This window comes from Rathayibacter sp. AY1H2 (genome assembly GCF_002931985.1).
In the GTDB taxonomy this organism is placed as follows: Bacteria; Actinomycetota; Actinomycetes; order Actinomycetales; family Microbacteriaceae; genus Rathayibacter.
The window spans coordinates 129,326-154,315 of record NZ_PSUV01000006.1 but is presented as its reverse complement, the minus strand read 5'-3'; the positions used below and the strand labels follow the sequence as shown (position 1 = coordinate 154,315).

Sequence of the window (24,990 nt, the reverse complement as noted above, 5' to 3'; positions counted from 1 at the left end):
CGGTCCGGTGGGCGGGGGGGGGAGCCCCGTCCGGTCTTCGGGACGCACGCGCGGCGAGCGCCGGCGCACCCTCTGTCCGGGGGGCGCTCGCCGCTGTTGTCTACCGATGACGGGACGGGGCTCGGCGCCCCGCCCACCGGACAGCTCGAAGGAGCCAGAGGCAGATGGCAGGAACAGGGATGAACAAGGGTCGAGGGGCGCGCGGCAGTGACGACGAGATCGTCTACCGCCGCCACGCGAACGGACGCGGCATGGTCGCTCCCGGATCGCGCGTCTCGGCGACCGCGTACGTGGAGACCGGCGCCTACGTGGAGCCCGGCGCGACCGTGGGCGAGCGCGCCTGGATCGGCGCGGGCAGCTGGGTCGACCGCGACGCCATGATCGGGCACAGCGCCTTCATCGGCGCGAACGTGCACGTCGGGCCCGAGGCGATCATCGGGCCGGGGGCGCGGATCGGGAGCTACTCCCGCATCGGACGCTCGGCCGTGATCGCGACCGGCGCCCGCATCGACCGCGACACCGTGGTGCCCGACGGCGCCCGGAAGGGCATCGACGAGGCGAGCGAGAGCGGCCGCCGCGCGGCCTGACCCCCACGACCCTGTTCCGCCGGCTCCCCGGAGCGGCGGAATAGGGTCGTTCCATGTTCGAACTCCACCACCTCAGCGCCCAGGAGCAGTGGGACTGGCTGCAGCGCGGAGAGGTCACGCCTCTCGAGCTCGCCGATCACTACCTCGCCCGGATCGAGCGGTGGAACGGGGAGCTGGGCGCCTTCGCCACGGTGACCGCCGATCGGGCGCGGGAGCGGGCGTCATCGCTCGGCACCGGGCCCGGCACCGCTCCGCTCTGGGGCCTGCCGAGCGGCGACAAGGACCTCTGGCGGCGCGCGGGCGTGCGGACCGCATCCGGATCGCGGCTGCGCGAGCACCACGTGCCCACCGCCTCCGACGAGATCGTCGAGGTGCTCGATGCGGCGGGAGCGGTCAGCCTCGGCAAGACCGCGGCGCCCGAGTTCGGGATGCCCTCCTACACCGAGACGCTGATCGGCCCGCCCGCCGTCACGCCCTGGGACACCCGCCTCGGGGCCGGCGGATCCAGCGGAGGAGCGGCGGTCGCCGTCGCCGCGGGACTGCTGCCGTTCGCCCCCGCCTCGGACGGCGGCGGGTCCATCCGCATCCCCGCCGCGGCCTGCGGCCTCGTAGGACTGAAGCCCTCCCGCGGACGCGTCGCCGCGCTCTCCGGCATCGGCGGGGTCGGCGGCCTGACGGTCGCCGGGCCGATCACCCGCTCGGTCGCCGACGCGGGCCTCCTGCTCGAGGGCATGCTGGAGCGGACGAACGGCCGCCTCCCGCAGCGCTGGTCGCTCGGCGCGCCCGGTGACGGCGACGGCTCGTTCCTCGGCGCCGCGGTGCGCGGAGAGGGGCGCTTCCAGATCGGCGTGCTCACGGACTCGCCCTGGGACGAGGAGTACGAGATCGCTCTCGCTCCGGAGGCGCGCGCCGCGCTGGACGAGGGGATCGCCGCGCTGGCCGCGCTCGGCCACGGGCTCGAGGAGGCGTTGCTGCCCCCGAGCGCCGCGTACCCCGCCGCGTTCCGGACGCTGTGGCAGAGCGGCGCGGCGACCCTGCCCGTCGAGGGCGCGGACCTCGATCTGCTGGAGCCGCTGACCCGCTGGCTGGTGGAGGAGGGACGCCGGCGCTCCGCCCGCGAGATCGTCGAGGCGGCGTCCTGGCTCTCGGGCTACGAGCGCGCGGTGATCGCGGCGTTCTCCGGCGTCGACGCGGTCCTGACGCCGTCGCTGGCGATGACGCCGCGCCCCGTCGGCTGGTACGACCTCGAGGATCCCGAGCGCAATTTCGAGCAGCAGTGCCTCTACACGCCGTACACGTCCTTCGTGAACGTGAGCGGCCTCCCCGCGATCACCCTTCCGCTGAGCACCACGGAGGAGGGCCTGCCGATGGGAGTCCAGCTGATCGGGCGACCCGGCGGCGAGGCGACACTGCTGGCGATCGGCGCGCAGCTCGAGCGGCGGGCGCGCTGGCAGAGGCGGCACCCGCCGCAGTGGTGACGGGGCAGGCCGCAGTCGTGACGGGGCCGGGCGCGGCCGCACGGCGGATGGTCAGGGTCCGGCTCTGGTCACTGAGGTAAGCCTTGCCTATACTCGAACACGATGTGCATGTTCGAGGACCGCGACGGCTCCGCGCCAGTCGACGTGAAGCAGTTCCTGATCGCGGGCGACGAGACCGTCGTGCCGTGGATCCAGAGCATCCTCGACGCCCTCCCCGCGAACGCCCGCGGCCAGGTCTTCGTCGAGGTCGACGACGCGCGCGGACTGCCGCCGCTCGCCGCCCCCGGACGGGTCTGCGTCACCTGGCTCGGCCGCTCCGAGCGCTCGGGCGCCCCCGGCACCGGTGAGCGCTGCTCCCGCGGAGTCGCGCTCGACCGCGCGGTCCGGGCCTGGGTCGGCGAGATGTCGGTCGTCGACGGCGACTACCCGTGGGCCGACGGCCGCCACGACTTCTGCGCCTGGATCGGCGGGGCCGGCCCCGTCGTCGCCGAGCTCGCCGCCGACGTGGAGGCGCGCCTGCGCACCTCCGCCGAGCACGCCGCGCGCTGACCGTCCGCCGGGCGTCCCGGCTGAGTGTTAGGCAAGGCTTACCTTCTGTGCGAGACTGAGGCGATGCCCCCGACGACCGCCGCCCCCGCCCGACCGGCCTACCGGCCGTACCTCGCGACCGTCGCCGCAGCGACCCGGATCGCCCCGCACTTCATCCGCGTGACCCTCACCGGCACCGGCCTCGACCACGTCGGCTGCACCGGCCCCGACCAGCGCATCAAGCTCGTCGTCCCCACCGCCGCCTCCGACGCCCCCGCCTTCCTCGCCTCCGTCTCGGACCCCGACGGACCCGACGGACTCGACCCCGACTGGTACGGCCGCTGGCGACAGCTCCCCGACGAGCTCCGGAACCCGCTCCGCACCTACACCATCCGCGCCGTCCGCCCCGAGGACGCCGAGGTCGACATCGACTTCGCCGCCCACGGCGACACCGGACCGGCCTCCGCCTGGGTCGAGAGCGCCCGCGCCGGCGACCAGATCGTCATCATCGCGCCCGACACGCGCTCCGACCTCCCCGGCGGCGGAGTCGAGTTCCACCCCGGCGCCGCCACCTCCCTCCTCCTCGCCGGCGACGAGACGGCCGTCCCCGCCATCGCCGCGATCCTCGAGAGCCTCGACGACGACGCCACCGGAGCCGCGTTCCTCGAGGTCCCCACCGCCCACGACCGCCTCCCGCTCCGCCACCCCGCCGGCGTCCACGTCACCTGGATCGTCCGCGCCGACGCGGCAGCCTCCGGAGCGGCCCTCGGCGACGCGGTCCGCGCCTGGGCCACCCGCTTCCTCACCGCCCACCACCGCGGCGTCGACGTCAGCGACATCGACGTCGACCACGAGATGCTCTGGGAGGTCCCCGACGAGAGCACCGACCCCGGCCTCTACGCCTGGATCGCCGGAGAAGCCGGCGCCGTGAAGCTGATCCGCCGCTGCCTCGTCACCGAGCTCGGACTCGACCGGAAGCGCGTGGCGTTCATGGGGTACTGGCGCCTCGGCCGCCAAGAGTCCAACTGACCCGGAGCGCCGCAGGGCGACGTTCTGCGGCGTTGTCGTCGGGCGCGATACCGCCGGTATCGCTTCCTCCTCCGCCTTGCAGAACGTCGCCCTGCGACGCTCCGGGCGCTGCTCGTAGGGGTGCGGCGCGCCGGGGGCGCGACCGCGGGGGACGGCGCGCCGAGGGGGCGACCGCGGGGGACGGCGCGCCAGGGGCGCGGCCGCGGAGGACGATGCTGATCGAGTGGACCTCGCAGAGGGCGCCTCGAGAGTCATTGCCGACGGATTTCGCGCGTGATCGAGCGGTCCTCGGGTGCCCGGCGAGTCGGGCGATCGCGCCCGGACATGCTGATCGAGCAGCCCTCGGAGAGGGAGTATCGAGATCCACCCCGACCGATCTCGCGGCTGATCGAGCAGCTCGCGGGCACAGACCGAGTCGGGCGACCGCGCGCAGACCTGCTGATCGGGCAGCCCTCGGAGAGGGCGTGTCGAGATCCTCCCGGCGAGCGGGTCGGGTACTCCGCACCGCCCCGGCGTCGAGTCGGCGGCGGCGGGGAGCGGCAGCGGGCTACAGGGTGGGCGAGACGCCCACGAGGCGGCTGGAGAGGGTCCAGAGGTCGTGGGCGAGAGCGCGGTCTCGGGCCTGGGGGTTCAGGGAGCCGTGCGGCGTCAGCTGGTCGAAGTAGGTGCCGCTGGCGGCGCCGACGTCGGGCTCGGAGGCGAGGGTGATCAGCGGCACCGCACCCGCCTCGGCGGAGATGCCGAAGGAGCCGACCGAGAGGCTCGTCATCAGCTTCATCATCGTGCTGTCGGCGCCGAAGCTCGTCGAGACGACGCCCGGGTGGAACGAGTACGCGTCGACCGACGTCGTCAGCAGCCGCTCCGCCAGCTCGCGGATGAAGAGGATCGTCACCAGCTTCGACGTGCCGTACGCCCGCCAGCCGCCGAGCCACGGACCGCGGCGGTTGTCGAGGTCGTCGAGCCTCAGGCGACCGAAGCGGTTCGCGAGGCTCGCCGTGGAGACGACGCGGACGCCGGCCCGCTCCCTCGAGGTCTCGATCATCCGCGGGAGCAGGAGCCGCGTGAGCAGGAACGGCGCGAGATGGTTGCTCTGGATCGTCCGCTCGTGGCCGTCGACCGTCTCGGCGCGGTGGGAGACGAGCCCGCCCGCGTTGTTCGCCAGCACGTCGATCCGCTCGTAGCGCTCGAGGAGGCCGTCGGCCAGGGCGCGGACGTCGTCGAGCCGGTCGAAGTCGGCCAGGAACGCGTCCCCTCCCACGTCGGCGGCGACCGCGCGGGTGCGCTCGGGGTTCCGCCCGACCACGGCCACGCGGGCACCGGCGGACGCCAGCGCTCCCGCCGCGACCCGGCCGATGCCGGAGCTCGCTCCGGTGAGGACGACGACGCGCCCCGTCATGTCAGTGACCACGGAGATATCCGCCCTTCTCGAGACCGGCTTCGATCTCGAATCGATTGCGCAGCGGATCGCGACCCGCCACCGTGTACGCGAACGGGAACCACATCCCGTAGAGCCGCCACTGCTCCTTGTGCACGGCCTCGTGCTCGAGGACGCTGTCGGAGACGTTGGTGCCCGTGAGGTAGCTCGTGCCGACGCAGGACCCTCCGCGGCCGAACGCCCAGGAGGGCAGACCGGTGAAGACGACGAGGCCGTGGCTGCGCCGGATCGGGCCCGTGCTCCACAGCGCGCCCCAGGCGAGTCCGACCGCGCACGCGAAGAGGTAGCCCGGCCGGGTGATCGCCGGATCCAGGGCCACCGTCGCGACGGCTCGACGGAGCGCGCTCACGCGCTGTCGCGTCCGTAGGTCTCGAGCAGCCGCAGCCAGACCTCGCTGATCGTCGGATAGGAGGGGACCGCGTGCCAGAGGCGCGAGAGAGGCACCTCGCCGACGACGGCGATCGTCGCGGAGTGGATCAGCTCGCCGACCTCCTTGCCGACGAAGGTGACGCCGAGGACGACCTTCCGGTCCTCGTCCACGACCATCCTCGCGGTGCCCGTGTAGCCGTCGGCGGCGAGGGCGGCGCCGGCGACCGAGCCGATCTCGTAGTCGACGACGCGGGTTCGGTAGCCGGCCTTCTCGGCGGCCGCGGCGGTGAGGCCGACCGACGCGACCTCGGGGTCGGTGAAGACGACCTGCGGCACGGCCTCGTGGTCCGCGGTCGCGACGTGCGCTCCCCAGGGGGCGTCGTGGACCTCGGCACCGGTGGCGCGCGCGACGATCACGTCGCCGGCCGCACGGGCCTGGTACTTGCCCTGGTGCGTGAGCAGTGCGCGGTGGTTCACGTCGCCGACCCCGTAGAGCCACGGACGCCCGCCGCCGAGGGGAGCACCGTCGCCGCCCAGCACGAGCATCGTGTCGTCGACCGTCAGCGAGGAGCCGGGCTCGAGGCCCACCGTCTCGAGGCCGACGTCGCGGGTGTGCGGGGCGCGGCCGGTCGCGGCGAGCACCTGGTCGGCCTCGATGACGTCGCCGCCCTCGAGCGTCACGGCCACGGTGCCGTCGGACCGGCGCTCGACCGAGACGGGCGAGTCGCCGAGGCGCAGGTCGACGCCGAGCTCCTGGAGCGCCGAGCCGACGAGCTCGCCGGCGAAGGGCTCGAACGGCGCGAGGAGTCCGCTGCGGGCGACGAGCGTGACGGAGGAGCCCATGCCGGCGTAGGCGGTCGCCATCTCGGTCGCGACGACTCCGCCGCCGATGACGACGAGGCGCGGCGGCACCTCCTCGGCCGAGGTGGCCTCGCGGCTCGTCCAGGGGGATGCCGCGCGCAGGCCAGGGATGTCGGGGACGACGGCGGTGGTGCCGGTCGCGACGGCGACGGCGGAGCGGGCGCGGAGCACGCGCACCTCGCCGTCGGGTCCGGTCACGGTCACCTCGCGCTCGCCGCTCAGGCGGCCGTGCCCGCGGACGAGCTCGATGCCGGCGCCCTCGAGCCACTGCACCTGGCCGTGGTCGTCGAAGTGGCTGGTGAAGGAGTCGCGGCGAGCCAGGAGCGCGGGCACGTCGACTCCTCCGCTCACCGCCTGCGCCGCGCCGGGGAGATCACGGGCGGCGCGGAGCGCCATCGGCGGCCGCAGCAGCGCCTTCGAGGGCATGCACGCCCAGTAGGAGCACTCGCCCCCGACGAGCTCGCTCTCGACGACGGCCGCGGTGAGGCCGCCCTGGACCGCGCGGTCCGCGAGATTCTCGCCCACCGGTCCTGCTCCGATGACGATGACGTCGAACTCGTCCGTCGTGCTGCTCATGCTGTCTCCCTGGGGTTCTCGGAGGCGTCGAGCCCCGTCGTCGGTGGGTGCCCGGCGCTCAATGCGCCGGCACGATCTCGGCCCGCCAGCCGTCGTAGCGGCCGCCGTGGCTCTCGACCGCCTCGATCACCTGGCGGAGGAACGCGGTGGTCGACTCCTCGTCGACCGCGGCGTGGTGGCTCGCCACGAGGACCTGCCTCAGCCTCAGCCGCGAGATCGCGATCTGGAAGCCGGAGGCCACGAGGACGCGCCCGGCCCGTCGTGCGGTGCTGCGGCGGGAGAAGACGGCGAAGTGGTCGACCTCGCGCAGCTCCCACACCTGGTCGCCGTAGCGGAGCCGGATCTCGAGCTGCTGCGCGGCCCGCTCCTGCTGCGCCTCGAGGGAGGAGCCGCCGGGCGCCGTGACGGTGGTGCTCTCGTCGCTCATCGTCCGGTGAACTCCGCCGTCGTGCGCTGGAGGAAGGCCTCGGTGCCGATGCGCGCGTCCTCGGACACCGCGAGACGCGCGAGCGCCCCGGGGAGCGCGGCCGCGGCCTCGGCGTCGGACGCGGCGACCGCGAGCCGGGCACTGGCCAGGGCGGCCTGCACGGCGAGCGGCGCCTGCGCGGCGATCCGGGCGGCCAGAGCCCAGGCCGCCTCGGCGACCGTCCCGTCGGGGACGACCTGCTGCACGAGGCCGATGCGGTGGGCCTCCTCGGCGTCGAAGAGGTCGCCGGTGAGGATCCAGCGCATCGCGTCGCCCCAGCCGACGGCGCGGGGGAAGCGCAGCGTCGCTCCGCCGAAGGGCAGGATGCCGCGGGCGACCTCGATCTGGCCGAAGCGGGTGGACCGCTCGGCGAGGACGACGTCGCTCGCGAGCGCGAGCTCGATGCCGAGCGTGAGGCAGGTGCCCTGGAGGCCGATGACCACCGGCTTGCTCACGGGGCGGGTGCGCAGGCCCCACGGGTCGAGACCGCCCTCGGGCACGAAGTCGAGTCCGCCGGAGCCCAGGCGGGGCCCGATGTCGGCGAGGTCGAGCCCGGCCGTGAAGTGCCCGCCCTCGGCGAGGACGACGCCGGCGCGCAGCTCCGGGTCGCGGTCGAGCTCGCCGTACGCGGACGCCAGCTCCGCGAGCAGCCGCAGATCGGCGGCGTTGCGCTTCTCGGGCCGGTCCAGCACGATCGCGAGCACGGTTCCGCGCCGCTCGGTGCGCACGCGCGGTCTCTCGTCGCTCATCGTTCCTCCGCTCGGTCGCGTCCGACCATCTTGCCGGGTGCCGCCGACACGCGCTCGGGCTTGCGCGCCGATGGCAGGGCTCTCTCAGGCCCCGCGGGACAGAGCGCCGAGGAGGCGGAGGATCGTGGGCAGGTCGTCCTCGGCCGCGGTCGGCGACGACGGGGCGAACGAGGTGACGCCGGCGCCCGCGAGCGGGAAGCGGGACCGGAGGGCGTCGAGGCTCGCGACGAGGCGCGACGCGGGCACGCCGAAGGGCACCGGGTCGAACAGCCCGGCGAGATCGGCGGGGTCGAGCACGTCCAGGTCGAGGTGCACGTAGACGGAGGCGGCACCGGTCGCCTCGACCGCCGCGACGAGCGACTCCGGGTCGAGGGCTTCCGCGGTCAGCACCGCGGCCCCCCGCTCGACCAGCGGCTCGAGCTCGCCGTCGTCGGCGGAGCGGACACCGGCGAGGACGACGCGCTCGTCGGCCACCCGCTCCTCGGCGCCCGCGCTCAGGAGGCCGACGCCGCGGCCCAGCGCGGCCGAGAGGACCATGCCGCAGAAGGCGCCGCTGGGGGAGGACTCGGGAGTGTGCGCGTCCGGGTGGGCGTCGAGCCAGACCAGCGCGACCGGGCCCGGTGCCGAGCGCACGGCGTGCCCGATCGCCGCGAACTCGACGCCGCAGTCGCCGCCGATCGTGATCACGGGACCGGTGCGGCCCGAGAGGGCCTCGCGCACCCGCTCGGCGACGGTGGCGACCGAGGCGTAGCGGCGGATGCCGGTGTCCTGGGCGTCGCCCGCCTCGGCGGGGATGTCGAGGGTCGTGGTGGCGGAGGAGGGCAGATCGCCCCGGATCGCCTCGGCTCCGTCGACGAGGCGCATCGCGCGCGTCGACGCCGAGCCCTGCCACTGGGGGACGACGAGGAAGGAGGCCATGTCCCTCACTATGGCACGCGCGCCGCTGCCGGGTGCCTGCGTCCTCAGGCCGCGGGCAGGCCTCCGGGGACGGCCGCGGGGCGGAGCGACGGGGGTGCGCCGTCGAGGTCGACCAGGGCCTCGTCGAGTGCGGAGCGGGCGCGGTCGGCGGCAGCGCGGGCCTCGTCCAGAGCGCCGGCCGGATCGCCTGCCGCACGGCGCACCGCGGTGTCCAGCTGCCCGAGCGTCTCCTCGGCGAGGATCCGGGGTGCCGCGGTGATGCGCTCGCCGTGCACGGCGGCCAGGAGCAGCACCGACTCGGCACCGAGCCGGGCCGCGGTGCGCGCCGCCTCGAACAGCAGGAGCTGGCGCTCGGCCTGGGCGCGCGGCTCGCGGTATCCGGAGACGACGGCGTCCAGAGCGGAGTCGGCGTCGAGCAGCAGGACCAGCAGCGCGGCAGGATCGTGGCGGGCGCCGGCCGACCGGGCGTCGTCGGCGTCGAGGAGGAGCGACCGTGCCGCGGCGCACGCGACGGCCACGTCGGCGGCGGAGGCGAGCTGCGCCGAGGTGCGCAGGTCCGAGAGGGTGGCGGCCCGCTCCAGGTCGTCCCGCACGGAGCGCTCGACGCCGCTCAGCTGCACCTCGGCGCGGGTCACGAGCCCGACCAGCGAGTCGACCGCGTCGAGCAGGGCGTCGGGATCGGGGGAGCCGCCGGCGGCGACGTGCTCGACGGCCTCGCGCAGCGGTCGGACCCGGCGCTCGGGAGTGGTCCCGGCGAGGACGGAGACCTCGGAGCGCGCCTGCTGCACGCGCTCCGGGAGGGACGGGCTCGGCGAGGTCACTCCGTGATCGTACGGCCGGAGTGTGACACCGCGTGACACGGCGGTTCGACCGGCGGCGGCGGCGTGCCCAGGATGGAGTCATGACCCGCTCGCTCGCCATCGTCGAGGTCGCCCGCGTGCGACCGGGCCGCGAGGAGTACCACGCCTACGTGCAGATCCTGAACGGCCGCATCCTCGCCCTCGCGCACGAGCGCGGCTGGCGGGCGGAGCGCTTCGCCGCCGAGGAGCTGGGCGCGGAGGAGCTGCTGGCGCGCACGGCGGGGGCGGACGCCCTCGTCCTCGCGGGCGGCGAGGACATCGCTCCCGAGCAGTACGGCGCCGACCGCGGCTACCCGGCCGAGGGCCCCCACGCGGAGCGCGCGGATGCCGCCCAGATCGCGCTGGTGCACCGGGCACTGGCCCGCCGGACCCCGCTGCTGGGCATCTGCCGCGGCCTGCAGATCGTCAACGTCGCGCTCGGCGGCACGCTGGTGCAGGACCTGGGTCCGGAGGCGGAGCACGTCAACGCGGCGGCCCCCGCTCACCAGCGCATGCACCGGCACGAGGTCGGGCTCGCGGCGGGCTCCGTGCTCGGCGGGCTCTTCGGGTCCGAGGCGCTCGCGGTGCAGAGCGCGCACCACCAGGCGGTCGACCTGCTCGCTCCGGGGCTGCGGGTCGTCGCCCGGGCGGAGGACGGCGTGATCGAGGCCGTCGAGCACGTCGCGGCCCCCCTCGTGGGCGTGCAGTGGCACCCCGAGGACCCGGACGCTCCCGCCGGTCAGCTGGCGACGCTGCTCGACGGGCTGGCGCTCGCCGCCGCTCGCGGGGAGTTCGCGCTGCCCCTCGCCGCCTGAGCGGCCGGGGCTCCCCGCGGGCGACCGGGCTCAGCGTGCCAGTCGGGCCATCCACGCCTCGATGTCGTCGGCCGAGCGCGGGATGCCGGCCGAGAGGTTCTCGGCGCCGTCGGCGGTGACGAGCACGTCGTCCTCGATCCGGACGCCGATGCCGCGCAGCTCCTCCGGGACCGTGAGGTCGTCGGGCTGGAAGTAGAGGCCGGGCTCGATCGTGAAGACCATGCCCTCCTCGACCAGTCCGTCGAGGTACATCTCGCGCCGTGCCCGGGCGCAGTCGTGCACGTCGAGCCCGAGGTGGTGGCTGGTGCCGTGGACCATGTAGCGGCGGTGCTGCTGGTTGTCGGCCTCGAGCGCCTCCTCGGCGCTGACCGGCAGCAGGCCCCACTCGGCGGTGCGCCGCGCGATGACGGCCATCGCCGCGGCGTGAACCTCGCGGAAGCGGATGCCGGGTCGGACGATCGCGAACGCGGCGTCGGCCGCCTCCCGCACCGTCTCGTGAACCTGGCGCTGGGCGTCCGTGTAGCGGCCGTCCACCGGGAAGGTGCGCGTGATGTCGGCGGTGTAGTAGCTGTCCTGTTCGACGCCGGCGTCCAGCAGCACCAGCTGGCCGGGGCGCACCGGCCCGTCGTTGCGCGTCCAGTGCAGGATGCAGGCGTGGGGGCCCGCCGCGGCGATGGTGTCGTAGCCGACCGCGTTGCCGTCGGCGCGCGCGCGTCCGTTGAAGACGCCCTCGATCAGGCGCTCGCCCTTCTCGTGGGCGATGATGCGCGGCAGGTCGGACAGGACGTCCTCGAAGCCGCGGCCCGTCGCGTCGACGGCGGCGCGCAGCTCGGCGATCTCGTAGGCGTCCTTGACCAGGCGGAGCTCGGCGATGTCGCGCTCGAGCGCCGCGTCGCGGTCCGCCCGCTCGTCGGCCTCGACCGCGTCGAGACGGCCGGTCACCGCCGGGTCGGCCTCGCGCAGCACGGCGAGGGGGACGCCGTCGTGCGCGTCGAGGACCGCGTCGAGCTCGGCGATCCCGCGGGTGGCGAGGCCGAGATCGCTCGCGACCTGCGCGAGCGACGGACGCGGCCCGATCCAGAACTCGCCGATCTCGGGGTTGGCGTAGAACTCGTCGGAGTCGCGGCCCGCGCGCTCGCGGAAGTAGAGCGTCGCGCTGTGGCCGGACCCGGCGGGCTCGAGGACGAGGACCGCGCCGGGCTCGGAGTCGGAGCCCCAGCCGGTGAGCCAGGTGAAGGCCGAGTGCGCACGGAACGGGTAGTCGGTGTCGTTCGCGCGCTGCTTGAGGCGGCCCGCCGGGACGACGATGCGCACGCCGGTGTGCAGCGCGGAGAGGCGCTCGCGGCGGGAGGCGGCGAAGGACGCCTGCTCGCGCGGAGCAGGCAGCGGCTCCTCCCGCTCGGCCCAGCCGGACGCGATGAAGTCGCGGAAGCGGTCGGAGGCAGGGGTCGTCGAGCGGTTCGCGGTGGCGCGGGGGCGCGGGGCGGCGGCGGGGTCGGGCGTCTGAGCGGCGGTCCGCTCCTCCGTGTTCGTCATGACTCCCATTGTCCTCCTCCGCACGGCCGCGGGGGCCGCACGGGCCGGGCGGGGGAGGAGGACGGGGAGTCGGCGCCGGGGAGGAGCGTCAGGACGCGTCCTTCACCATCCCGCGGACCGAGAGCTGGACGACCAGCGGCCGGTGGTCGCTCCCGGCGTCGTCGCGGTCGTCGACGACCTGGTAGCCCGAGACCTCCCAGCGTCCGGAGAAGAGGACGTGGTCGATCGGGGCGCCGAGCGCGGGCGGGACCGAGGACGGCCAGGTGCCCAGGGCGGCGCCGCCCGCGACGGTCCCCGCGTCGCGGCAGCCGCCCAGCGCGGCCGAGCCCGGCAGCCCGGTCCAGTGGTCGACCGTGGAGTTCAGATCGCCGAGGACCACGACGTCCTCCTCCGCGGAGCAGAGCGCGGAGACCGAGAGCAGATCGCTCCGCCACTCCGCGAGGCGCGAGGGGATCGGCGCCATGGTGTGCACCGCGGCGAGGACGGGGCGCTCGGGAGTGTCGGGGCGTGCGACGAGGGACGGTGTCGATCCGGTGACGACCGCGGCGGTGTCGACGCTGTAGCCGCCGAGCGAGGGGGAGAGCAGCAGGGCCGCCCCGTCGTCGGCGCCCGACCCGGCGTAGTGGAGGGTCATCGACATCCCCTGGGCGCTGAGCGCGTTCACGACGTCCTGCGCGTGCGCCTGCGAGACCTCGAGGAGGGCGATGCCGTCGACCGCGCTCTCCCGGGCGAGCGAGGCGATCGTGTCAACGGGCACGCCGTCGTGCAGCACGTTCCAGGTCGCGAGGCGCACGTCGGCGAGGCGGTGGGCGCGCGGAGCGGCGGAGTCGTAGCCCCGCGCTCCCTGCACTCCCGCGAGCACGAGCGCGAAGACGACGCCGAGCGCCGCGAGGGCCAGCGCGAGGCGCCTGACCGGAGCGACGAGGACCGCGATCACGACCAGGACAGCGGCGAGCCCGACGGCCGCCGCGCCCGTCGCGAGCCGGAACGGCACCAGCTGGGCGAAGGGGGCCTCCCGGGCGATCCCGAAGAAGCCGGGCGCCGCGACCACCAGTAGAGCGATCGCCACGATCACCGCCACCGCGGTCTTCACCAGTCTCGTCCCCATCGCCGCCCAGGCTACTAGGGCATCGGAGGGCTCGCAGGCGGCGCGTCTACGATGAGCGCATGCATGTCGACGGGGGCCGTTACGACCTCCACACCCACTCCGTCGTCTCCGACGGCACCGAGGCTCCGGCCGTCCTGGTGCGGGCCGCGGCCGCGGCCGGGCTCGCCGGAGTGGCGCTCACCGACCACGACACGACCGGCGGCTGGGCCGAGGCGCTCGCCGCGGCCGAGGAGGCGGGCATCGACCTGCTGCCCGGCATGGAGCTCTCCTCCCGCGTCGGCTGGGCCAGCGTCCACGTCCTCGCGTACCTCGTCGATCCGGCGGATCCGGGGCTCGTGGCCGAGACCGCGCGCATCCGCTCGGCCCGCACGCACCGCGCGGAGGCGATCGTCACCGCGATCGCGGCCGACTACGACCTCACCTGGGACGACGTCCTCGCCCAGACCAGCCCGGGCACGACCATCGGGCGTCCGCACATCGCCGACGCGCTCGTCGCCCGCGGCCTGGCCACCGACCGCTCCGCGGCCTTCGCGGGGATCCTCGACTGGCGCGGCGGCTACTACCGCCCGCACTACGCGCCCGACCCGGTCGACGCCGTGCGCCTGGTCCGCGCGGCGGGCGGGGTCCCGGTCATCGCGCACCCGGCCGCGAGCGCCCGCGGGATCGCGGTCGAGTCGATCCTCCCGCAGCTCGTCGACGCCGGCCTGTTCGGCCTCGAGGTCGAGCACCGCGAGAACACGGCCGACGGCAAGCGCCGCCTGCGCGAGCTCGCCGAGCAGTACTCGCTCGTCACCACGGGCTCGAGCGACTACCACGGCACGGGCAAGCCCAACCGCCTGGGCGAGAACACGACCGCGCGCGCGACCGTCGACGCGATCCGCTCCTCCGCCCGCTGAGTCGCGGAGAGCCGCTGACAGGCGGAGAGCCGCCGGATCACCGTGACCGCTGAGGGGCGGAGAGCCGCTGAGTCGCGTGGGGACACCGCTGAGTCGCGGGAGAGCCGCTGAGACGCCGGGAGCCCGCCCTCCCGCGACGGATCGCGGGGGGACGGGCTCGGGGCGCGGAGGCTCAGGCCTGCGCGTCGGGGCGCGGCGAGCGGCGGCGCGACCGGGTGCGGCGGCGCGGCTCGCTGTTGCCGTCGTGGTGCTCCTTGCTCTCGCTCGAGGGAGCGGGGCCGGTCTGCTGCGGAGCGGTCGAGTCGGCGGAGTCGGAGCGGGTGCGGCGACGCGGCGGCCGGTCGCCCCGCTCGGAGCGCTCGCCGCGGTCGGAGCGCTCGCCCCGGTCCGGGCGCGCGTCGGCCTTCGCCTCGGCGGGGATCGGGGTCGGCTTCAGCCGTCCCTTTGTCCCCGCGGGGATGTCGAGGTCGGTGTAGAGGTGCGGCGACGACGAGTAGGTCTCGACCGGGTCGGGCTGGCCGAACTCCAGCGCCCGGTTGATGAGGGCCCATTTGTGCAGGTCCTCCCAGTCGACGAAGGTCACCGCGATGCCGGTCTTGCCCGCGCGCCCGGTGCGGCCGACGCGGTGCAGGTAGGTCTGGTCGTCGTCCGGGATCGTGTGGTTGATCACGTGGGTGACGTCGTTCACGTCGATGCCGCGCGCGGCGACGTCGGTGGCGATCAGGATGTCCTTCTTGCCGGCCTTGAACGCCGCCATCGCGCGCTCGCGCTGCTCCTGGTTGAGGTCTCCGTGCACAGCCGCCGCGTTGAAGCCGCGGTCGTTGAGCTCCTCGACGATGCGGGCGGCGGCGCGCTTCGTGCGGGTGAAGATGACGGTCTTGCCGCGGCCCTCGGACTGCAGGATGCGCGCGATGACCTCGTCCTTGTCGAGCGAGTGCGCCCGGTAGACGATGTGCTTGATGTTCGCCTGCGTGATGCCCTCGTCGGGGTCGGTCGCGCGGATGTGGATGGGCTTGTTCATGAAGCGGCGCGCGAGCGCGACGATCGCGCCCGGCATCGTCGCCGAGAAGAGCATGGTGTGGCGGGTGGGCGGCGTCTGCGCGAACAGCTTCTCGATGTCCGAGAGGAAGCCCAGGTCGAGCATCTTGTCGGCCTCGTCGAGGACCATCACCTGCACGTTGGCGAGCGAGAGCAGGCGCTGCCCGGCGAGGTCGAGGAGCCGGCCGGGCGTGCCGACGACGATCTGCGCGCCGGCCTTCAGCTGCTCGATCTGGCCCTCGTAGGCCTTGCCGCCGTAGATCGAGACGATCTTGGTCGGCCGGTTGGAGGCGGCCAGCTCGATGTCCTCGGTGACCTGCACGGCGAGCTCGCGGGTCGGGACGACGATGAGCGCCTTGACGCCCGGCTCCGGGTCGGTGCCGAGGGCCTGGATGAGGGGGAGGCCGAAGCCGAAGGTCTTGCCGGTGCCGGTCTTGGCCTGGCCGATGATGTCCTGCTTCTGCAGGGCCAGGGGGATCGTCTGCTCCTGGATGGGGAACGGCTCGAGGATGCCCTTGGCGGCGAGTGCGGCGACGATGTCGTCGTCGATGTTCAGATCGGAGAAAGTCACGGAGTGAAGCGCCTGTCGTGTCGAACGGTCTACGCCCCTGTACGACTCCGGGCGCAGGGTCACCGATCCAGCGCCGGTGACATCCCGGCGAGTCTACTGCTCCCGGCCCCGCCGGCCCCGGAACCCCGCTCCTCCGGCGCCCTATGCTGAGGAAATGGCTGCCTGGTTCCGACGTCGACGTCCCCTGCTCGAGGTGCCCCGCCTGACGCCCCGCGGGGAGTCGAGCCAGAAGCGCGACCGCGTCGACCTCGCCGACCTCACCCCCGAGGTGCTGCCCTACCTCGGCCAGGTCGCCTACCTCCAGCTCGCGGTGTTCGAGGTGCTGGCGCGCGCCGTCGCCGAGACCGACGACCTCGCGGACAAGGAGGCCATCTCCTCCGCCGCCGGCACGGCGCTCGCGAAGCACCACGCCGTCGTCGCCGAGCTGCGCCGCCGCGACGTGGAGCCCGGCGAGGCCATGGCGCCGTTCCGCCCAGCGATCGACACCTTCGAGCGGCTCACCCGCGGCGCGGACCTCCACGAGACGCTGCTCTCGGCGTACATCACGGCGGGCCTGCTCGACGACTTCTTCATCCGCCTCACCGGCGGGCTGCCCACCGACGTGGGGCCGCGCATCGCGCAGACGCTCGGCGCGGACACGGGCGTCGACGGCGTGATCGCGATCCTCCGCCGCGAGATCGCCGCGGACGGGCGCCTGGGCTCGCGCCTGGCCGTCTGGGGCCGCCGCCTGGTGGGCGACACCCTCCTCGTGGCGCGCTCCGCGCTGATGGGCTCGGGCAACCACGACTCCGACGAGTCGCGGATCGAGCCGGTGTTCACCGAGCTCATCGCCTCGCACACGCGCCGGATGGACGCGCTGGGGCTCACGGCCTGACGGTTCCCGGCGTCGCACTGCCCCGGAATCCGGAACGACGGAGGCGCGGAAGTCCGAGGACTCCCGCGCCTCCGGCTCGGATCAGGGGGCGACGCGTCCCGAGAGCATCGCCTGCAGGGAGGCCTCGTCGCGGCGGGCGCGGCTGCGCCCGAGCGAGAGGCCGACCGGGACGACGACCACGGCGGTCGCGACGAGGGACAGGACCCAGATCAGGCCGCCGTCCCACGGCAGGCCCGCCCAGGTCAGTGCGACCCAGACGACTGCGGCGACGAGGCCGCCGATCGCCGGGACCAGCACGGAGCCGTGCAGGTGCCGGTGCGGCAGCCCGTAGCGCGCGGCGAGACCGATCAGGACCCCGAACAGGGTGATGAAGAGGAGCTCCACGACGTGTCCGCCCGGGACGCTCTAGGCGACGAAGCCGACGCGGCGCGACTCCTCGGAGCCGACCTCGACGAAGGCGATGGTGGCGGTCGGGACGATGTAGATCTTGCCCTTCTCGTCGCGGAGGCGGAGGACGGCGGTGCCGGCCTCGAGAGCGGTGGTCACCGTCTTCTCGACCTCGGTCACGGACATCGACGACTCGAAGTTGAGCTCGCGCGGGGTGTTGACCATTCCAATACGGATTTCCACCAGCAGTGCCTTTCGGGAGGGGACGAGGGTGTCAGGATACGGGACCGCGCTCGGACGACCGCGCCGGTTTCGCGGTGAGCGGAGCGGGCGGCCGGGGCTCCCGGCGGGGACGGGCGGGAGTGTCGGACCCGGTGGCTACCGTGGTCGTGTGACCGCTCCCGCGACCCCCGCTCCCTCCACCGCAGCCTCCGTCGGCGAGGCGCTCCCGGGCGAGCCCGCGGTCGTGCTGGACGACTCCCAGCGCGCGGTGCTCGCGCTGCCCGAGGGCCGCAGCGCCGCCGTGCTCGGGGCGCCGGGGACGGGCAAGACCACGACGGTCGTCGAGCTGGTCGCCGAGCGCGTCCTCGAGCGGGGGTACCCGCCCGAGTCGGTCGTGGTGCTCGCGGCCAGCCGCACCGCCGCCACCGCCCTGCGCGACGTGCTCGCCCTGCGGCTGGGAGTGCCGACCCGGGGCCCGCTCGCCCGGACCGCGACCTCGCTCGCGTTCGAGGCGGTCACCTCCTCCGCTAAGGAGCGCGGCCTCGAGCGGCCGACCCTCCTGACCGGCGGCGAGCAGGACGCCCTCCTCTCGGAGCTCGTCGAGGGCCACCTCGAGGAGGGGACCGGCCCGCGGTGGCCGGAGGAGTTCAGCCCCGAGGTGCTGCGGCTGCGGACCTTCCGGACCGAGCTCCGCGAGTTCGGGATGCGTGCGACCGAGCACGGGCTCGACTCGGACGCGATCCGCGCCCTCGGGGTCGACGCCGAGCGAGGGGAGTGGAGCGCGGCGGCCGACGTGCTCGACGAGCTGCGCGAGGTGGTCGAGTGGATGGCGCCCCAGGCGGGCACCCGTCTGGACGCGGCGGAGTTCGCGGCCTACGCGGCCGAGGCGATCCGCGCCGGCGAGGGCGGCGAGCGGATCGACGCGCTGCGCCTCGTCGTCGTCGACGACCTCCAGGAGGCGAGCGAGTCGACGCTCGTGCTGCTGCGGGCGCTGACGGAGCGCGGGGTGACCGTGATCGCGCTGGGCGACCCGGACGTGGCGACCAGCGCCTACCGCGGCGCGGCCTCCGACACGCTCGGCCGGTTCGCCACGAGCATCGGCGCGTCCGACGTCGAGACGCTGGTGCTCGCGCGCGTGCACCGCCACTCGGCCGCGCTGCGGGCGGTCGTGTCGGCGGCCACCGAGCGGATCGGCACCGCGGCGGCCGGCCGGCAGCGGGCGGCGGTCGCGGCTCCGGCCCCCGAGGCGGGCCCGGCACCCGTCCTGGTGCTGCACGCCCCGACGGCGGCGCGCGAGGCGGCGACGGTGGCGCGGCTGCTGCGCGAGCGGCGGCTGCGCGACGGAGTGGCGTGGCGGCGGATGGCGGTCGTCGTCCGCTCCGGAGCCGCGGTCCAGCCGCTGGTGAAGGCGCTCGCGGTGGCGGAGGTGCCGACCCGCTCCGTGCTCGCCGGACGGGCGCTGCGCGACGATCACGCGGCCCGGGCGCTGCTCGTGCTGGTCGGCGTCGCGATCGGCGAGCGGCCCCTCGACGCGGAGCTCGCGGCGGAGCTGCTGCTCGGCCCGTTCGGCGGGGTCGACCGGCTGGGGCTGCGCAGGCTCCGGCTCGCGCTCCGGGCGGAGGAGCTGGCCGGCGGCGGCATCCGCGCGAGCGACCCGCTGCTGGTCGAGGCCCTCGCCGCGCCCGGCCGATTCGCGACCATCGACTCCGCTCCCGCCCGGCAGGCCGAGCGGCTGGCCGTGACGATCGACCGGGTCCGCCGCCTGCACGAGGAGGGGGGCTCGATCGAGGAGCTCCTGTGGTCGGCGTGGGAGTCCAGCCGCGTCGCGTCCTCCTGGCGCGAGCTCGCCCTCGGCACCGGCCTGACCGCCGCCGAGGCCAACCGCAACCTCGACGGCGTGGTCGCCCTCTTCAGCGCCGCGCGCCGGTTCGTGGAGCGGGCGACCGGGCACTCCGCGGTCGGCTTCGTCACCGAGATCCTCGAGGCGGAGGTCCCCGAGGACACTCTCGCTCCGCGCTCCGTCGAGGACGCGGTCCTCATCGGCACGCCCTCCTCGGTCGTCGGCCTGGAGTTCGACGTCGTGGTGGTGGCGCGGCTGCAGGACGGCGTCTGGCCCAACCTCCGCCAGCGCGGCTCGCTGCTCGATCCGGACGGCCTGCTGCGGCACGCCCGCGGCGAGGGCGGACTGCCGCTCGACGCCCGCAAGGCCACTCTCGACGACGAGCTCCGGATGTTCGCCCTGGCCGCCTCGCGCGCCCGGCGGCAGCTGGTGCTCAGCGCCGTCGCGGGCGAGGACGAGACGCCCTCCCTCTTCTTCCGGCTCACCCCGCCGGACGCGCCGCGGCTCGATCCGGCCTCCGCGGTGCCGCTCACGCTGCGCGGGGCGGTGGCGGCGCTGCGCCGGACCGCCACCACACCGGACTCGACCGAGGCTCCCGCCGCCATCCGAGGGCTCAGCGCCCTGGCGCTCGCGGAGGTCCCCGGCGCCGACCCCTCCTCCTGGTCCGGGGTGCTCGAGCCCTCGACCACGGAGCCGCTCTTCGACGTCGGCGACCCCGAGCGTCCCGTCTCCGTCTCGCCGAGCCGCCTCGAGGCCTTCGAGCGGTCCCCTCTGGACTGGTTCGTCGACGCCGTCTCCGGCTCCACGACGAGCACGGCGATGGGGGTCGGCACCCTCGTGCACTGGGTCCTCGAGAACGCCGAGCGGCCCGATCCGCAGGAGCTGTGGGCGGCTCTCGAGTCGCGGTGGCCCGAGCTGGTCTTCGAGTCGCCCTGGCTGGGGGAGCGGCAGAAGCGCGTCACACGGCGGCTGATCGACGGCCTCGCGGGCTACCTCGCCGACTTCGAGCGCGGGGGAGGCGTGGTGCTCGGCCGCGAGCAGCAGTTCGAGCTCGACGTCCCGCCCGCCCGGGTGCGGGGCTCGATCGACCGCGTCGAGCGCGCGCCCGACGGCTCCGTCACGATCGTCGATCTCAAGACGGGCCGCAGCACCCCCCGCAAGGACGACATCGCCGAGCACGCGCAGCTGGGCAGCTATCAGCTCGCCGTCGCCGAAGGGGCGATCGAGGCGGCCGACCCGGCCGACGGGGGAGGCGCGAAGCTGCTCTTCGTGGCGACGGGCGTGCGCGGGAAGCCGTACCGCGAGGTGGTCCAGGAGCGCTTCGGCGAGGAGGAGCTGGAGCGGCTGCGCGATCGCGTCCGCGCCGCGGCCCTGGGCATGGCGGCGGCGGGCTTCTCGGGCCTGCTCGACGCGACCCCGTTCTCCCCCGGCGACGCCCTGCGGTATCGCATCCACGCGGTGCCCGAGGTCCCGGGGGACGGACTCCTGGCGATCGACGAGGTCGACGAGACAGAGGACCTGGAGGACTCCGAGGAGCCGGGTCCCGATGCGCCGGCCGATCCTTCCGGCCCCGCCGACCCCGACTCCTCCGCCGTCCTCGAGGAGGAGCTGCCGTGATCGACGCCCTGACCATCGCCGAGCGCCTCGACCTGCGCCCGCCCACCGCCGAGCAGCGCGCCGTCATCGAGGCGCCGCTCGAGCCTGCCCTCGTGGTCGCCGGTGCCGGCAGCGGCAAGACCGAGACGATGGCGAACCGCGTCCTCTGGCTCCTCGCGAACGGCCACGCGGCGCCGTCGGAGGTGCTCGGCCTCACCTTCACCCGCAAGGCGGCGGCCGAGCTCGGCGAGCGCATCGGGCGGAGGATCGACCAGCTCGGCGCGGCGGGCCTGCTCCCGCTCGCGCCCGGGCAGTCGGCGCCCGACCCGTTCGAGGCCGCCACCGTCTCGACCTACAACGCCTTCGCGAACACGATCTTCCGCGACAACGCCGCCCTGATCGGCCGCGAGGGGGACGCGACCGTGCTCTCCGAGGCCTCCGCCTGGCATCTCGCGCGGGGAGTCGTGGCCGACACGGCCGATCCGCGCATCCTCGAGGTGGAGGCGGGGATCGACCGGCTGACCGACCTCGTCGTCTCGCTCGCGCACGACCTCGCCGACAACCTCGCCGATCCGGCCGCGGTCGCCGCGTTCGCCGAGGACTTCCTCCGCCTGGGCGAGCTGCCGCGCGGAGGCAGCGGCTCGGGGCTCTACCGCGAGCTCGAGAAGGCGCTGCAGGCCGTGGGCGCGCTGCCGGTGCTGACGGCGCTCGCCGAGCGGTTCCAGGAGGCGAAGGCCGAGCGCGGCTTCGTCGAGTTCTCGGACCAGGTGGCCCTCGCGCTGCGGATCGTCGACCGGGTGCCGCGGATCGTGGACGAGCACCGCGCGAGGTACCGGGTGGTGCTCCTCGACGAGTACCAGGACACCTCCGTGCTGCAGACCCGCCTCCTCTCGCGGCTCTTCGCCGGGCAGGGAGTGATGGCCGTGGGCGACCCGCACCAGTCGATCTACGGCTGGCGCGGTGCGAGCGCCGAGGGGCTCGGCCGCTTCGGCACCGATTTCGGGGGAGCGGGCCGCTTCTCCCTCAGCACGAGCTGGCGCAACGGCCGCCGCGTGCTGACCGCCGCGAACGCGATCGTGGAGCCGCTGTCGGCGGGGAGCGCGGTCGCGGTCGACACGCTGAGCGCGGGTCCTCAGGCCTCCGAGCACCCGGTCGAGCTCACCTTCCCCGAGACGATCGAGGAGGAGGCGGACGACGTCGCCGCCTGGTTCGCCGGGCGCCTGCGCCAGAGCGCCGAGCCGCCGTCGGCCGCGGTGCTCTTCCGGGTGCGCGCGCACATGGACCGCTTCGCCGCCGCGCTGGCGAAGCACGGCGTCCGGTACCACATCCTCGGCATCGGGGGCCTGCTGCGGCAGCCCGAGATCGCCGACCTCGTCGCCGCGCTCACCGTCGTCGAGGACCCGGCCGCCGGCAGCGAGCTCGTCCGCCTCCTGGCCGGCGCCCGCTGGCGTCTGGGCGTCCGCGACCTCAAGGCGCTGCGCGACCTCGCCTCGTGGCTCGCGGCGCGCGACCACGCGCACCGGCTGCTCCCGGAGGATGTGCGCGAGCGGATGCGCGCCTCCGTCACCGAGGGAGAGGGCGGCTCGATCGTCGAGGCCCTCGACTTCATCGCGGCGCGCCGCCCCGGCGACGACGGGCGGATCGACCACTCCGCGCTCGGCGGGTTCAGCGCCGAGGGCCTGCGGCGCCTGCACGAGGCGGGCACCCTGTTCGCCCGGCTGCGCGCCCGGGCCGGGCTCGACCTCCTCGACTTCGTCACCCTGGTCGAGCAGGAGCTGGGCCTGGACATCGAGGTCGAGGCGAACGAGTCGCGCGGGGACGGCCGCGCCAACCTCGAGGCCTTCCGCGAGGCGGTGGCCGGGTACCTGCAGACGGACGACCGCGGCGCCGGCACCGGCTCCTCCCTCCGCGGATTCCTCCGCTGGCTCGTTCTCGCGGACAAGCGCGACGGCCTGGCCCCGCGACCGGAGGACCCGGAGCCGGGGACGGTGCAGCTGCTGACGATCCACGGCTCCAAGGGTCTGGAGTGGGACCTCGTCGCCGTCCCGCGGATGGTCGACGGCGAGCTCCCCGGCACGCCGGTCGAGGGCTTCCGCGGGTGGGTCAGACTGGGCGCGATGCCCTACGCGTTCCGCGGCGACGCCGCCGAGCTCCCCGACCTCGCCTGGCGCGGCTGCAGCACGCAGAAGGAGGTCGTCGACGCGATCGGAGCGTTCGGCGACACCCTCCGCGAGCGCAACGAGGCGGAGGAGCGGCGTCTCGCCTACGTGGCCGTCACGCGGGCGCGTCACCACCTCCTGCTCAGCGGCTCGTGGTGGGCCGGCCAGGCCAAGCCGCGCGGACCGGGCGTCTTCCTCCGCGACCTCGAGGAGGCCGGCACGATCCCGCCGCTGCCGACCGAGCCCGCGAACGAGGAGAACCCGCTCGAGCGGGCCCCGCGCACGTTCCGCTGGCCCCACGATCCGCTCGGCTCCCGCGGTGACCGGGTCCGCGCCGCCGCCGCCCGGGTCCGCAGCGCCGAGCCCGCTCTGCTCGGGGCGCGCGGCGACGACATCCGCCTGCTGCTCGCCGAGCGGGCGGTGCGGCTGGCCGGGGGCGAGCGCACGCCGCTGCCCACCCGCATCCCCGCCTCCCGGTTCAAGGACATCGTCAGCACGCCGGACGAGGTCGCGGCGCAGCTGCGCCGGCCGATGCCGGAGCGCCCCTACCGGCAGACCCGGCTCGGCACGACCTTCCACTCCTGGGTCGAGAACCGCTTCGGCGTCCAGGGCGGGGCGGAGGCGGTCGACACCTTCCCCGACGAGCTCGACGACGCCGGCCCCGCGAGCGTCGAGCAGGAGCGGCTCGACGCCCTGATCGCCACCTTCGAGCGCTCGGAGTGGGCCGACCGGCGCCCGGAGGCGGTCGAGATCGAGATCCACCTCCAGCTCGCAGGCCACGTCGTCGTCTGCAAGCTCGACGCGGTGTACCCGACGGAGGACGGCGTGCAGATCGTCGACTGGAAGACCGGGCGGGCGCCGAAGGACCCCGCCGACCTCGAGCTCAAGCAGTTCCAGCTCGCGCTGTACCGGCTCGCCTACTCGCGCTGGCGGGGGGTGCCGCTCGAGAGCGTCGACGCCGTGTTCTACTTCGTCGCCGACGACCTCGTGCTGCGGCCCGAGCGGTTCTACTCCGAGCGCGAGCTCGCGGAGTCGCTCTCCTCGGCGACGGGAGCGAGCCCGCGGCCGTGAGCGGAAGAGCCCGTGCGGGCTCCCGGCGTGCGGTTGAGCAGCTCCTCGACCTCCGAGACCTCCAGCACCGGGCCGGTGTCGGTCGAGAGGGGCGCGGAGAGGTCGCCGAGCACGCTGTCGACCAGCGTGTCGAGCATGGCGACCGCGTCGTCCACGATGGCGGAGTCGTCGGTCTCGGTGCCGTGCAGCAGCCAGCGGGCGAGTTCGAGTTCGGCGTAGAGCTGGGCGCGCTGGCGGATCGTGCGGTCCACTGCTCCCGCGCGCATCCGGGAGTAGGCGGAGAGCGCCGTCTCGGAGCCCGGGGCGCTCAGCAGCCAGTGCAGGTCGCGCGCCGGGTCGCCGACCCGCAGCGCCGCCCAGCCGAGCACGGCCGCGACGACGTCGCCCGAGCGGAGGAAGGAGTCGGCGGTCATCGAGCCGTTCACCACGGTCGGGTCGAACTGCCAGAGCGCCTCGTCGGAGGAGGCCGACTCCCAGCGCGCGACGAGCGCCGCCGGGACGTGGCCGGTGTCGGCCGCGCGCTCGATCACCGCGACCGTCTCGTTCACGCTGTCGCGCGCGGTCGCGATCGGCAGGCCCGCCTCCTGGACGAACGACACCGGGAGCGAGTGGATCGCCCCGACGGCCCGGCCGATCGAGTCCGCGAGCCCGCTCTGCGCGGCCACGTCGTCGATGAGGACGCGATCTCCCTCGAGGTACTCGTAGACGACCGCGCGGGTGCCGTCGAACGGCGTCTGCCCGACGCTCTCCTGCAGATCGAAGGGCAGGCGGCTGCGGATGCCGGCGGTCAGCGCCCGGAGCGCGACGAGGTCGCCGAGCTGCTCCTGCTCCGCGAGCGCGGACGTGGGCACGCGCACGACGAGGCGGGCGCCCTCGCGCGTCGTCAGCAGGGCGGAGTCGAAGTCGCCGTGCGTCGAGGACGTGAAGGGGCGCGCGGAGCGGACGTCGAGGCCCTCGACGGCCGAGGTGGCCAGCGCGGCTAGAGTGAGATGGGATCTGGCCATGGTTTCCAGGGTAGGCGGCTCGTGCCCGGCCGGCCCGC

22 protein-coding genes are annotated in these 24,990 nt (G+C 74.9%); 9 read left to right on the top strand and 13 right to left on the bottom strand.

Annotated elements, in window-relative coordinates; all coding sequences use genetic code 11:
• Window positions 1-179: 179 nt before the first annotated feature.
• The 4 genes from C5C29_RS06875 to C5C29_RS06860 all read left to right on the top strand — a co-directional run bounded on the left by C5C29_RS06875 (window position 180) and on the right by C5C29_RS06860 (window position 3,622).
• Window positions 180-587 (top strand): transferase, encoded by a 408-nt coding sequence (locus C5C29_RS06875; protein WP_104334124.1) that lies wholly within the window; start codon window positions 180-182, stop codon window positions 585-587.
• 53 nt (window positions 588-640) lie between these two features.
• Window positions 641-2,065, top strand: coding sequence for an amidase (locus tag C5C29_RS06870; protein ID WP_104308158.1), 1,425 nt, complete (start codon window positions 641-643; stop codon window positions 2,063-2,065).
• Window positions 2,066-2,167: 102 nt separating this feature from the next.
• Window positions 2,168-2,614 (top strand): SIP domain-containing protein, encoded by a 447-nt coding sequence (locus C5C29_RS06865; RefSeq protein ID WP_104227425.1) that lies wholly within the window; start codon window positions 2,168-2,170, stop codon window positions 2,612-2,614.
• A gap of 63 nt (window positions 2,615-2,677) precedes the next feature.
• Window positions 2,678-3,622, top strand: coding sequence for a siderophore-interacting protein (locus C5C29_RS06860; RefSeq protein ID WP_104308157.1), 945 nt, complete (start codon window positions 2,678-2,680; stop codon window positions 3,620-3,622).
• 547 nt (window positions 3,623-4,169) lie between these two features.
• On the opposite strand, the gene C5C29_RS06855 is transcribed toward C5C29_RS06860, so the two are convergent.
• The 7 genes from C5C29_RS06855 to C5C29_RS06825 form a co-directional block, all read right to left on the bottom strand.
• Window positions 4,170-5,030 carry an SDR family NAD(P)-dependent oxidoreductase gene (locus C5C29_RS06855; protein WP_244230659.1) on the bottom strand — a complete coding sequence of 287 codons (861 nt, stop codon included), beginning with the start codon at window positions 5,028-5,030 and terminating at the stop codon, window positions 4,170-4,172.
• On the bottom strand, window positions 5,020-5,406 hold the full coding sequence (locus C5C29_RS06850; protein WP_104227423.1) for a Fe-S oxidoreductase: 387 nt from the start codon (window positions 5,404-5,406) through the stop codon (window positions 5,020-5,022). The genes C5C29_RS06855 and C5C29_RS06850 overlap by 11 nt, the downstream gene beginning before the upstream one ends.
• On the bottom strand, window positions 5,403-6,863 hold the full coding sequence (locus C5C29_RS06845; protein ID WP_104225031.1) for an NAD(P)/FAD-dependent oxidoreductase: 1,461 nt from the start codon (window positions 6,861-6,863) through the stop codon (window positions 5,403-5,405). The genes C5C29_RS06850 and C5C29_RS06845 overlap by 4 nt, the downstream gene beginning before the upstream one ends.
• A 58-nt stretch (window positions 6,864-6,921) precedes the next feature.
• Window positions 6,922-7,290: a ribonuclease E inhibitor RraB gene (locus tag C5C29_RS06840; protein WP_104225032.1), complete on the bottom strand. Its 369-nt coding sequence runs from the start codon at window positions 7,288-7,290 to the stop codon at window positions 6,922-6,924.
• On the bottom strand, window positions 7,287-8,078 hold the full coding sequence (locus tag C5C29_RS06835; RefSeq protein WP_104308156.1) for a crotonase/enoyl-CoA hydratase family protein: 792 nt from the start codon (window positions 8,076-8,078) through the stop codon (window positions 7,287-7,289). Before C5C29_RS06835 ends, C5C29_RS06840 begins: the two co-directional genes overlap by 4 nt.
• A gap of 84 nt (window positions 8,079-8,162) precedes the next feature.
• Window positions 8,163-8,996: an arginase family protein gene (locus C5C29_RS06830; protein ID WP_104308155.1), complete on the bottom strand. Its 834-nt coding sequence runs from the start codon at window positions 8,994-8,996 to the stop codon at window positions 8,163-8,165.
• 44 nt (window positions 8,997-9,040) lie between these two features.
• Entirely contained in the window at window positions 9,041-9,817 is a 777-nt protein-coding gene (locus tag C5C29_RS06825) for a hypothetical protein (protein ID WP_104225035.1), read from the bottom strand.
• An 80-nt stretch (window positions 9,818-9,897) separates the two neighbouring features.
• Between C5C29_RS06825 and C5C29_RS06820 the strand changes: the two genes are divergently transcribed.
• A complete protein-coding gene (locus C5C29_RS06820; RefSeq protein ID WP_104308154.1) occupies window positions 9,898-10,650 on the top strand; it encodes a gamma-glutamyl-gamma-aminobutyrate hydrolase family protein in 753 nt (250 codons plus the stop codon).
• 30 nt (window positions 10,651-10,680) lie between these two features.
• On the opposite strand, the gene C5C29_RS06815 is transcribed toward C5C29_RS06820, so the two are convergent.
• On the bottom strand, window positions 10,681-12,186 hold the full coding sequence (locus tag C5C29_RS06815) for an aminopeptidase P family protein (protein WP_258063451.1): 1,506 nt from the start codon (window positions 12,184-12,186) through the stop codon (window positions 10,681-10,683).
• An 88-nt stretch (window positions 12,187-12,274) separates the two neighbouring features.
• Window positions 12,275-13,294: an endonuclease/exonuclease/phosphatase family protein gene (locus C5C29_RS06810; protein WP_104308153.1), complete on the bottom strand. Its 1,020-nt coding sequence runs from the start codon at window positions 13,292-13,294 to the stop codon at window positions 12,275-12,277.
• A gap of 59 nt (window positions 13,295-13,353) precedes the next feature.
• Here C5C29_RS06810 and C5C29_RS06805 point away from each other — a divergent pair, with 59 nt between their 5' ends.
• Window positions 13,354-14,190 (top strand): PHP domain-containing protein, encoded by an 837-nt coding sequence (locus tag C5C29_RS06805; protein ID WP_104224845.1) that lies wholly within the window; start codon window positions 13,354-13,356, stop codon window positions 14,188-14,190.
• A gap of 172 nt (window positions 14,191-14,362) precedes the next feature.
• Here the strand turns inward: C5C29_RS06805 and C5C29_RS06800 are convergent, their stop codons facing one another.
• Complete coding sequence (locus C5C29_RS06800) at window positions 14,363-15,799, bottom strand: DEAD/DEAH box helicase (protein WP_104224844.1); 1,437 nt, start codon at window positions 15,797-15,799, stop codon at window positions 14,363-14,365.
• A gap of 154 nt (window positions 15,800-15,953) precedes the next feature.
• Here C5C29_RS06800 and C5C29_RS06795 point away from each other — a divergent pair, with 154 nt between their 5' ends.
• Window positions 15,954-16,673, top strand: a complete 720-nt coding sequence (locus C5C29_RS06795) for a ferritin-like fold-containing protein (protein WP_104261755.1) — start codon at window positions 15,954-15,956, stop codon at window positions 16,671-16,673.
• A gap of 81 nt (window positions 16,674-16,754) precedes the next feature.
• Here C5C29_RS06795 and C5C29_RS06790 read toward each other — a convergent pair whose 3' ends face one another.
• On the bottom strand, window positions 16,755-17,057 hold the full coding sequence (locus tag C5C29_RS06790; RefSeq protein ID WP_104226942.1) for a hypothetical protein: 303 nt from the start codon (window positions 17,055-17,057) through the stop codon (window positions 16,755-16,757).
• Between the two features lie 21 nt (window positions 17,058-17,078).
• Window positions 17,079-17,303, bottom strand: a complete 225-nt coding sequence (locus C5C29_RS06785) for a DUF3107 domain-containing protein (protein WP_104224841.1) — start codon at window positions 17,301-17,303, stop codon at window positions 17,079-17,081.
• Window positions 17,304-17,451: 148 nt separating this feature from the next.
• Between C5C29_RS06785 and C5C29_RS06780 the strand changes: the two genes are divergently transcribed.
• Window positions 17,452-20,739, top strand: coding sequence for an ATP-dependent DNA helicase (locus C5C29_RS06780; RefSeq protein WP_104308152.1), 3,288 nt, complete (start codon window positions 17,452-17,454; stop codon window positions 20,737-20,739).
• Entirely contained in the window at window positions 20,736-23,948 is a 3,213-nt protein-coding gene (locus C5C29_RS06775; RefSeq protein ID WP_104308151.1) for an ATP-dependent DNA helicase, read from the top strand. Before C5C29_RS06780 ends, C5C29_RS06775 begins: the two co-directional genes overlap by 4 nt.
• Here C5C29_RS06775 and C5C29_RS06770 read toward each other — a convergent pair.
• The gene (locus C5C29_RS06770; RefSeq protein WP_104224838.1) at window positions 23,885-24,952 is read right to left on the bottom strand and encodes a phosphotransferase; all 1,068 of its coding nucleotides are present in this window, start codon (window positions 24,950-24,952) and stop codon (window positions 23,885-23,887) included. The two genes, C5C29_RS06775 and C5C29_RS06770, sit on opposite strands and share 64 nt — an antisense overlap.
• Window positions 24,953-24,990: the final 38 nt, after the last annotated feature.

Coding starts and splice junctions, on each gene's coding strand:
- C5C29_RS06875 (WP_104334124.1), top strand. CDS start 180: ATGAACAAGGGTCGAGGGGCGCGCGGCAGTGACGACGAGATCGTCTAC.
- C5C29_RS06870 (WP_104308158.1), top strand. CDS start 641: ATGTTCGAACTCCACCACCTCAGCGCCCAGGAGCAGTGGGACTGGCTG.
- C5C29_RS06865 (WP_104227425.1), top strand. CDS start 2,168: ATGTGCATGTTCGAGGACCGCGACGGCTCCGCGCCAGTCGACGTGAAG.
- C5C29_RS06860 (WP_104308157.1), top strand. CDS start 2,678: ATGCCCCCGACGACCGCCGCCCCCGCCCGACCGGCCTACCGGCCGTAC.
- C5C29_RS06845 (WP_104225031.1), bottom strand. CDS start 6,863: ATGAGCAGCACGACGGACGAGTTCGACGTCATCGTCATCGGAGCAGGA.
- C5C29_RS06840 (WP_104225032.1), bottom strand. CDS start 7,290: ATGAGCGACGAGAGCACCACCGTCACGGCGCCCGGCGGCTCCTCCCTC.
- C5C29_RS06835 (WP_104308156.1), bottom strand. CDS start 8,078: ATGAGCGACGAGAGACCGCGCGTGCGCACCGAGCGGCGCGGAACCGTG.
- C5C29_RS06830 (WP_104308155.1), bottom strand. CDS start 8,996: ATGGCCTCCTTCCTCGTCGTCCCCCAGTGGCAGGGCTCGGCGTCGACG.
- C5C29_RS06820 (WP_104308154.1), top strand. CDS start 9,898: ATGACCCGCTCGCTCGCCATCGTCGAGGTCGCCCGCGTGCGACCGGGC.
- C5C29_RS06815 (WP_258063451.1), bottom strand. CDS start 12,186: ATGACGAACACGGAGGAGCGGACCGCCGCTCAGACGCCCGACCCCGCC.
- C5C29_RS06810 (WP_104308153.1), bottom strand. CDS start 13,294: ATGGGGACGAGACTGGTGAAGACCGCGGTGGCGGTGATCGTGGCGATC.
- C5C29_RS06805 (WP_104224845.1), top strand. CDS start 13,354: ATGCATGTCGACGGGGGCCGTTACGACCTCCACACCCACTCCGTCGTC.
- C5C29_RS06795 (WP_104261755.1), top strand. CDS start 15,954: ATGGCTGCCTGGTTCCGACGTCGACGTCCCCTGCTCGAGGTGCCCCGC.
- C5C29_RS06770 (WP_104224838.1), bottom strand. CDS start 24,952: ATGGCCAGATCCCATCTCACTCTAGCCGCGCTGGCCACCTCGGCCGTC.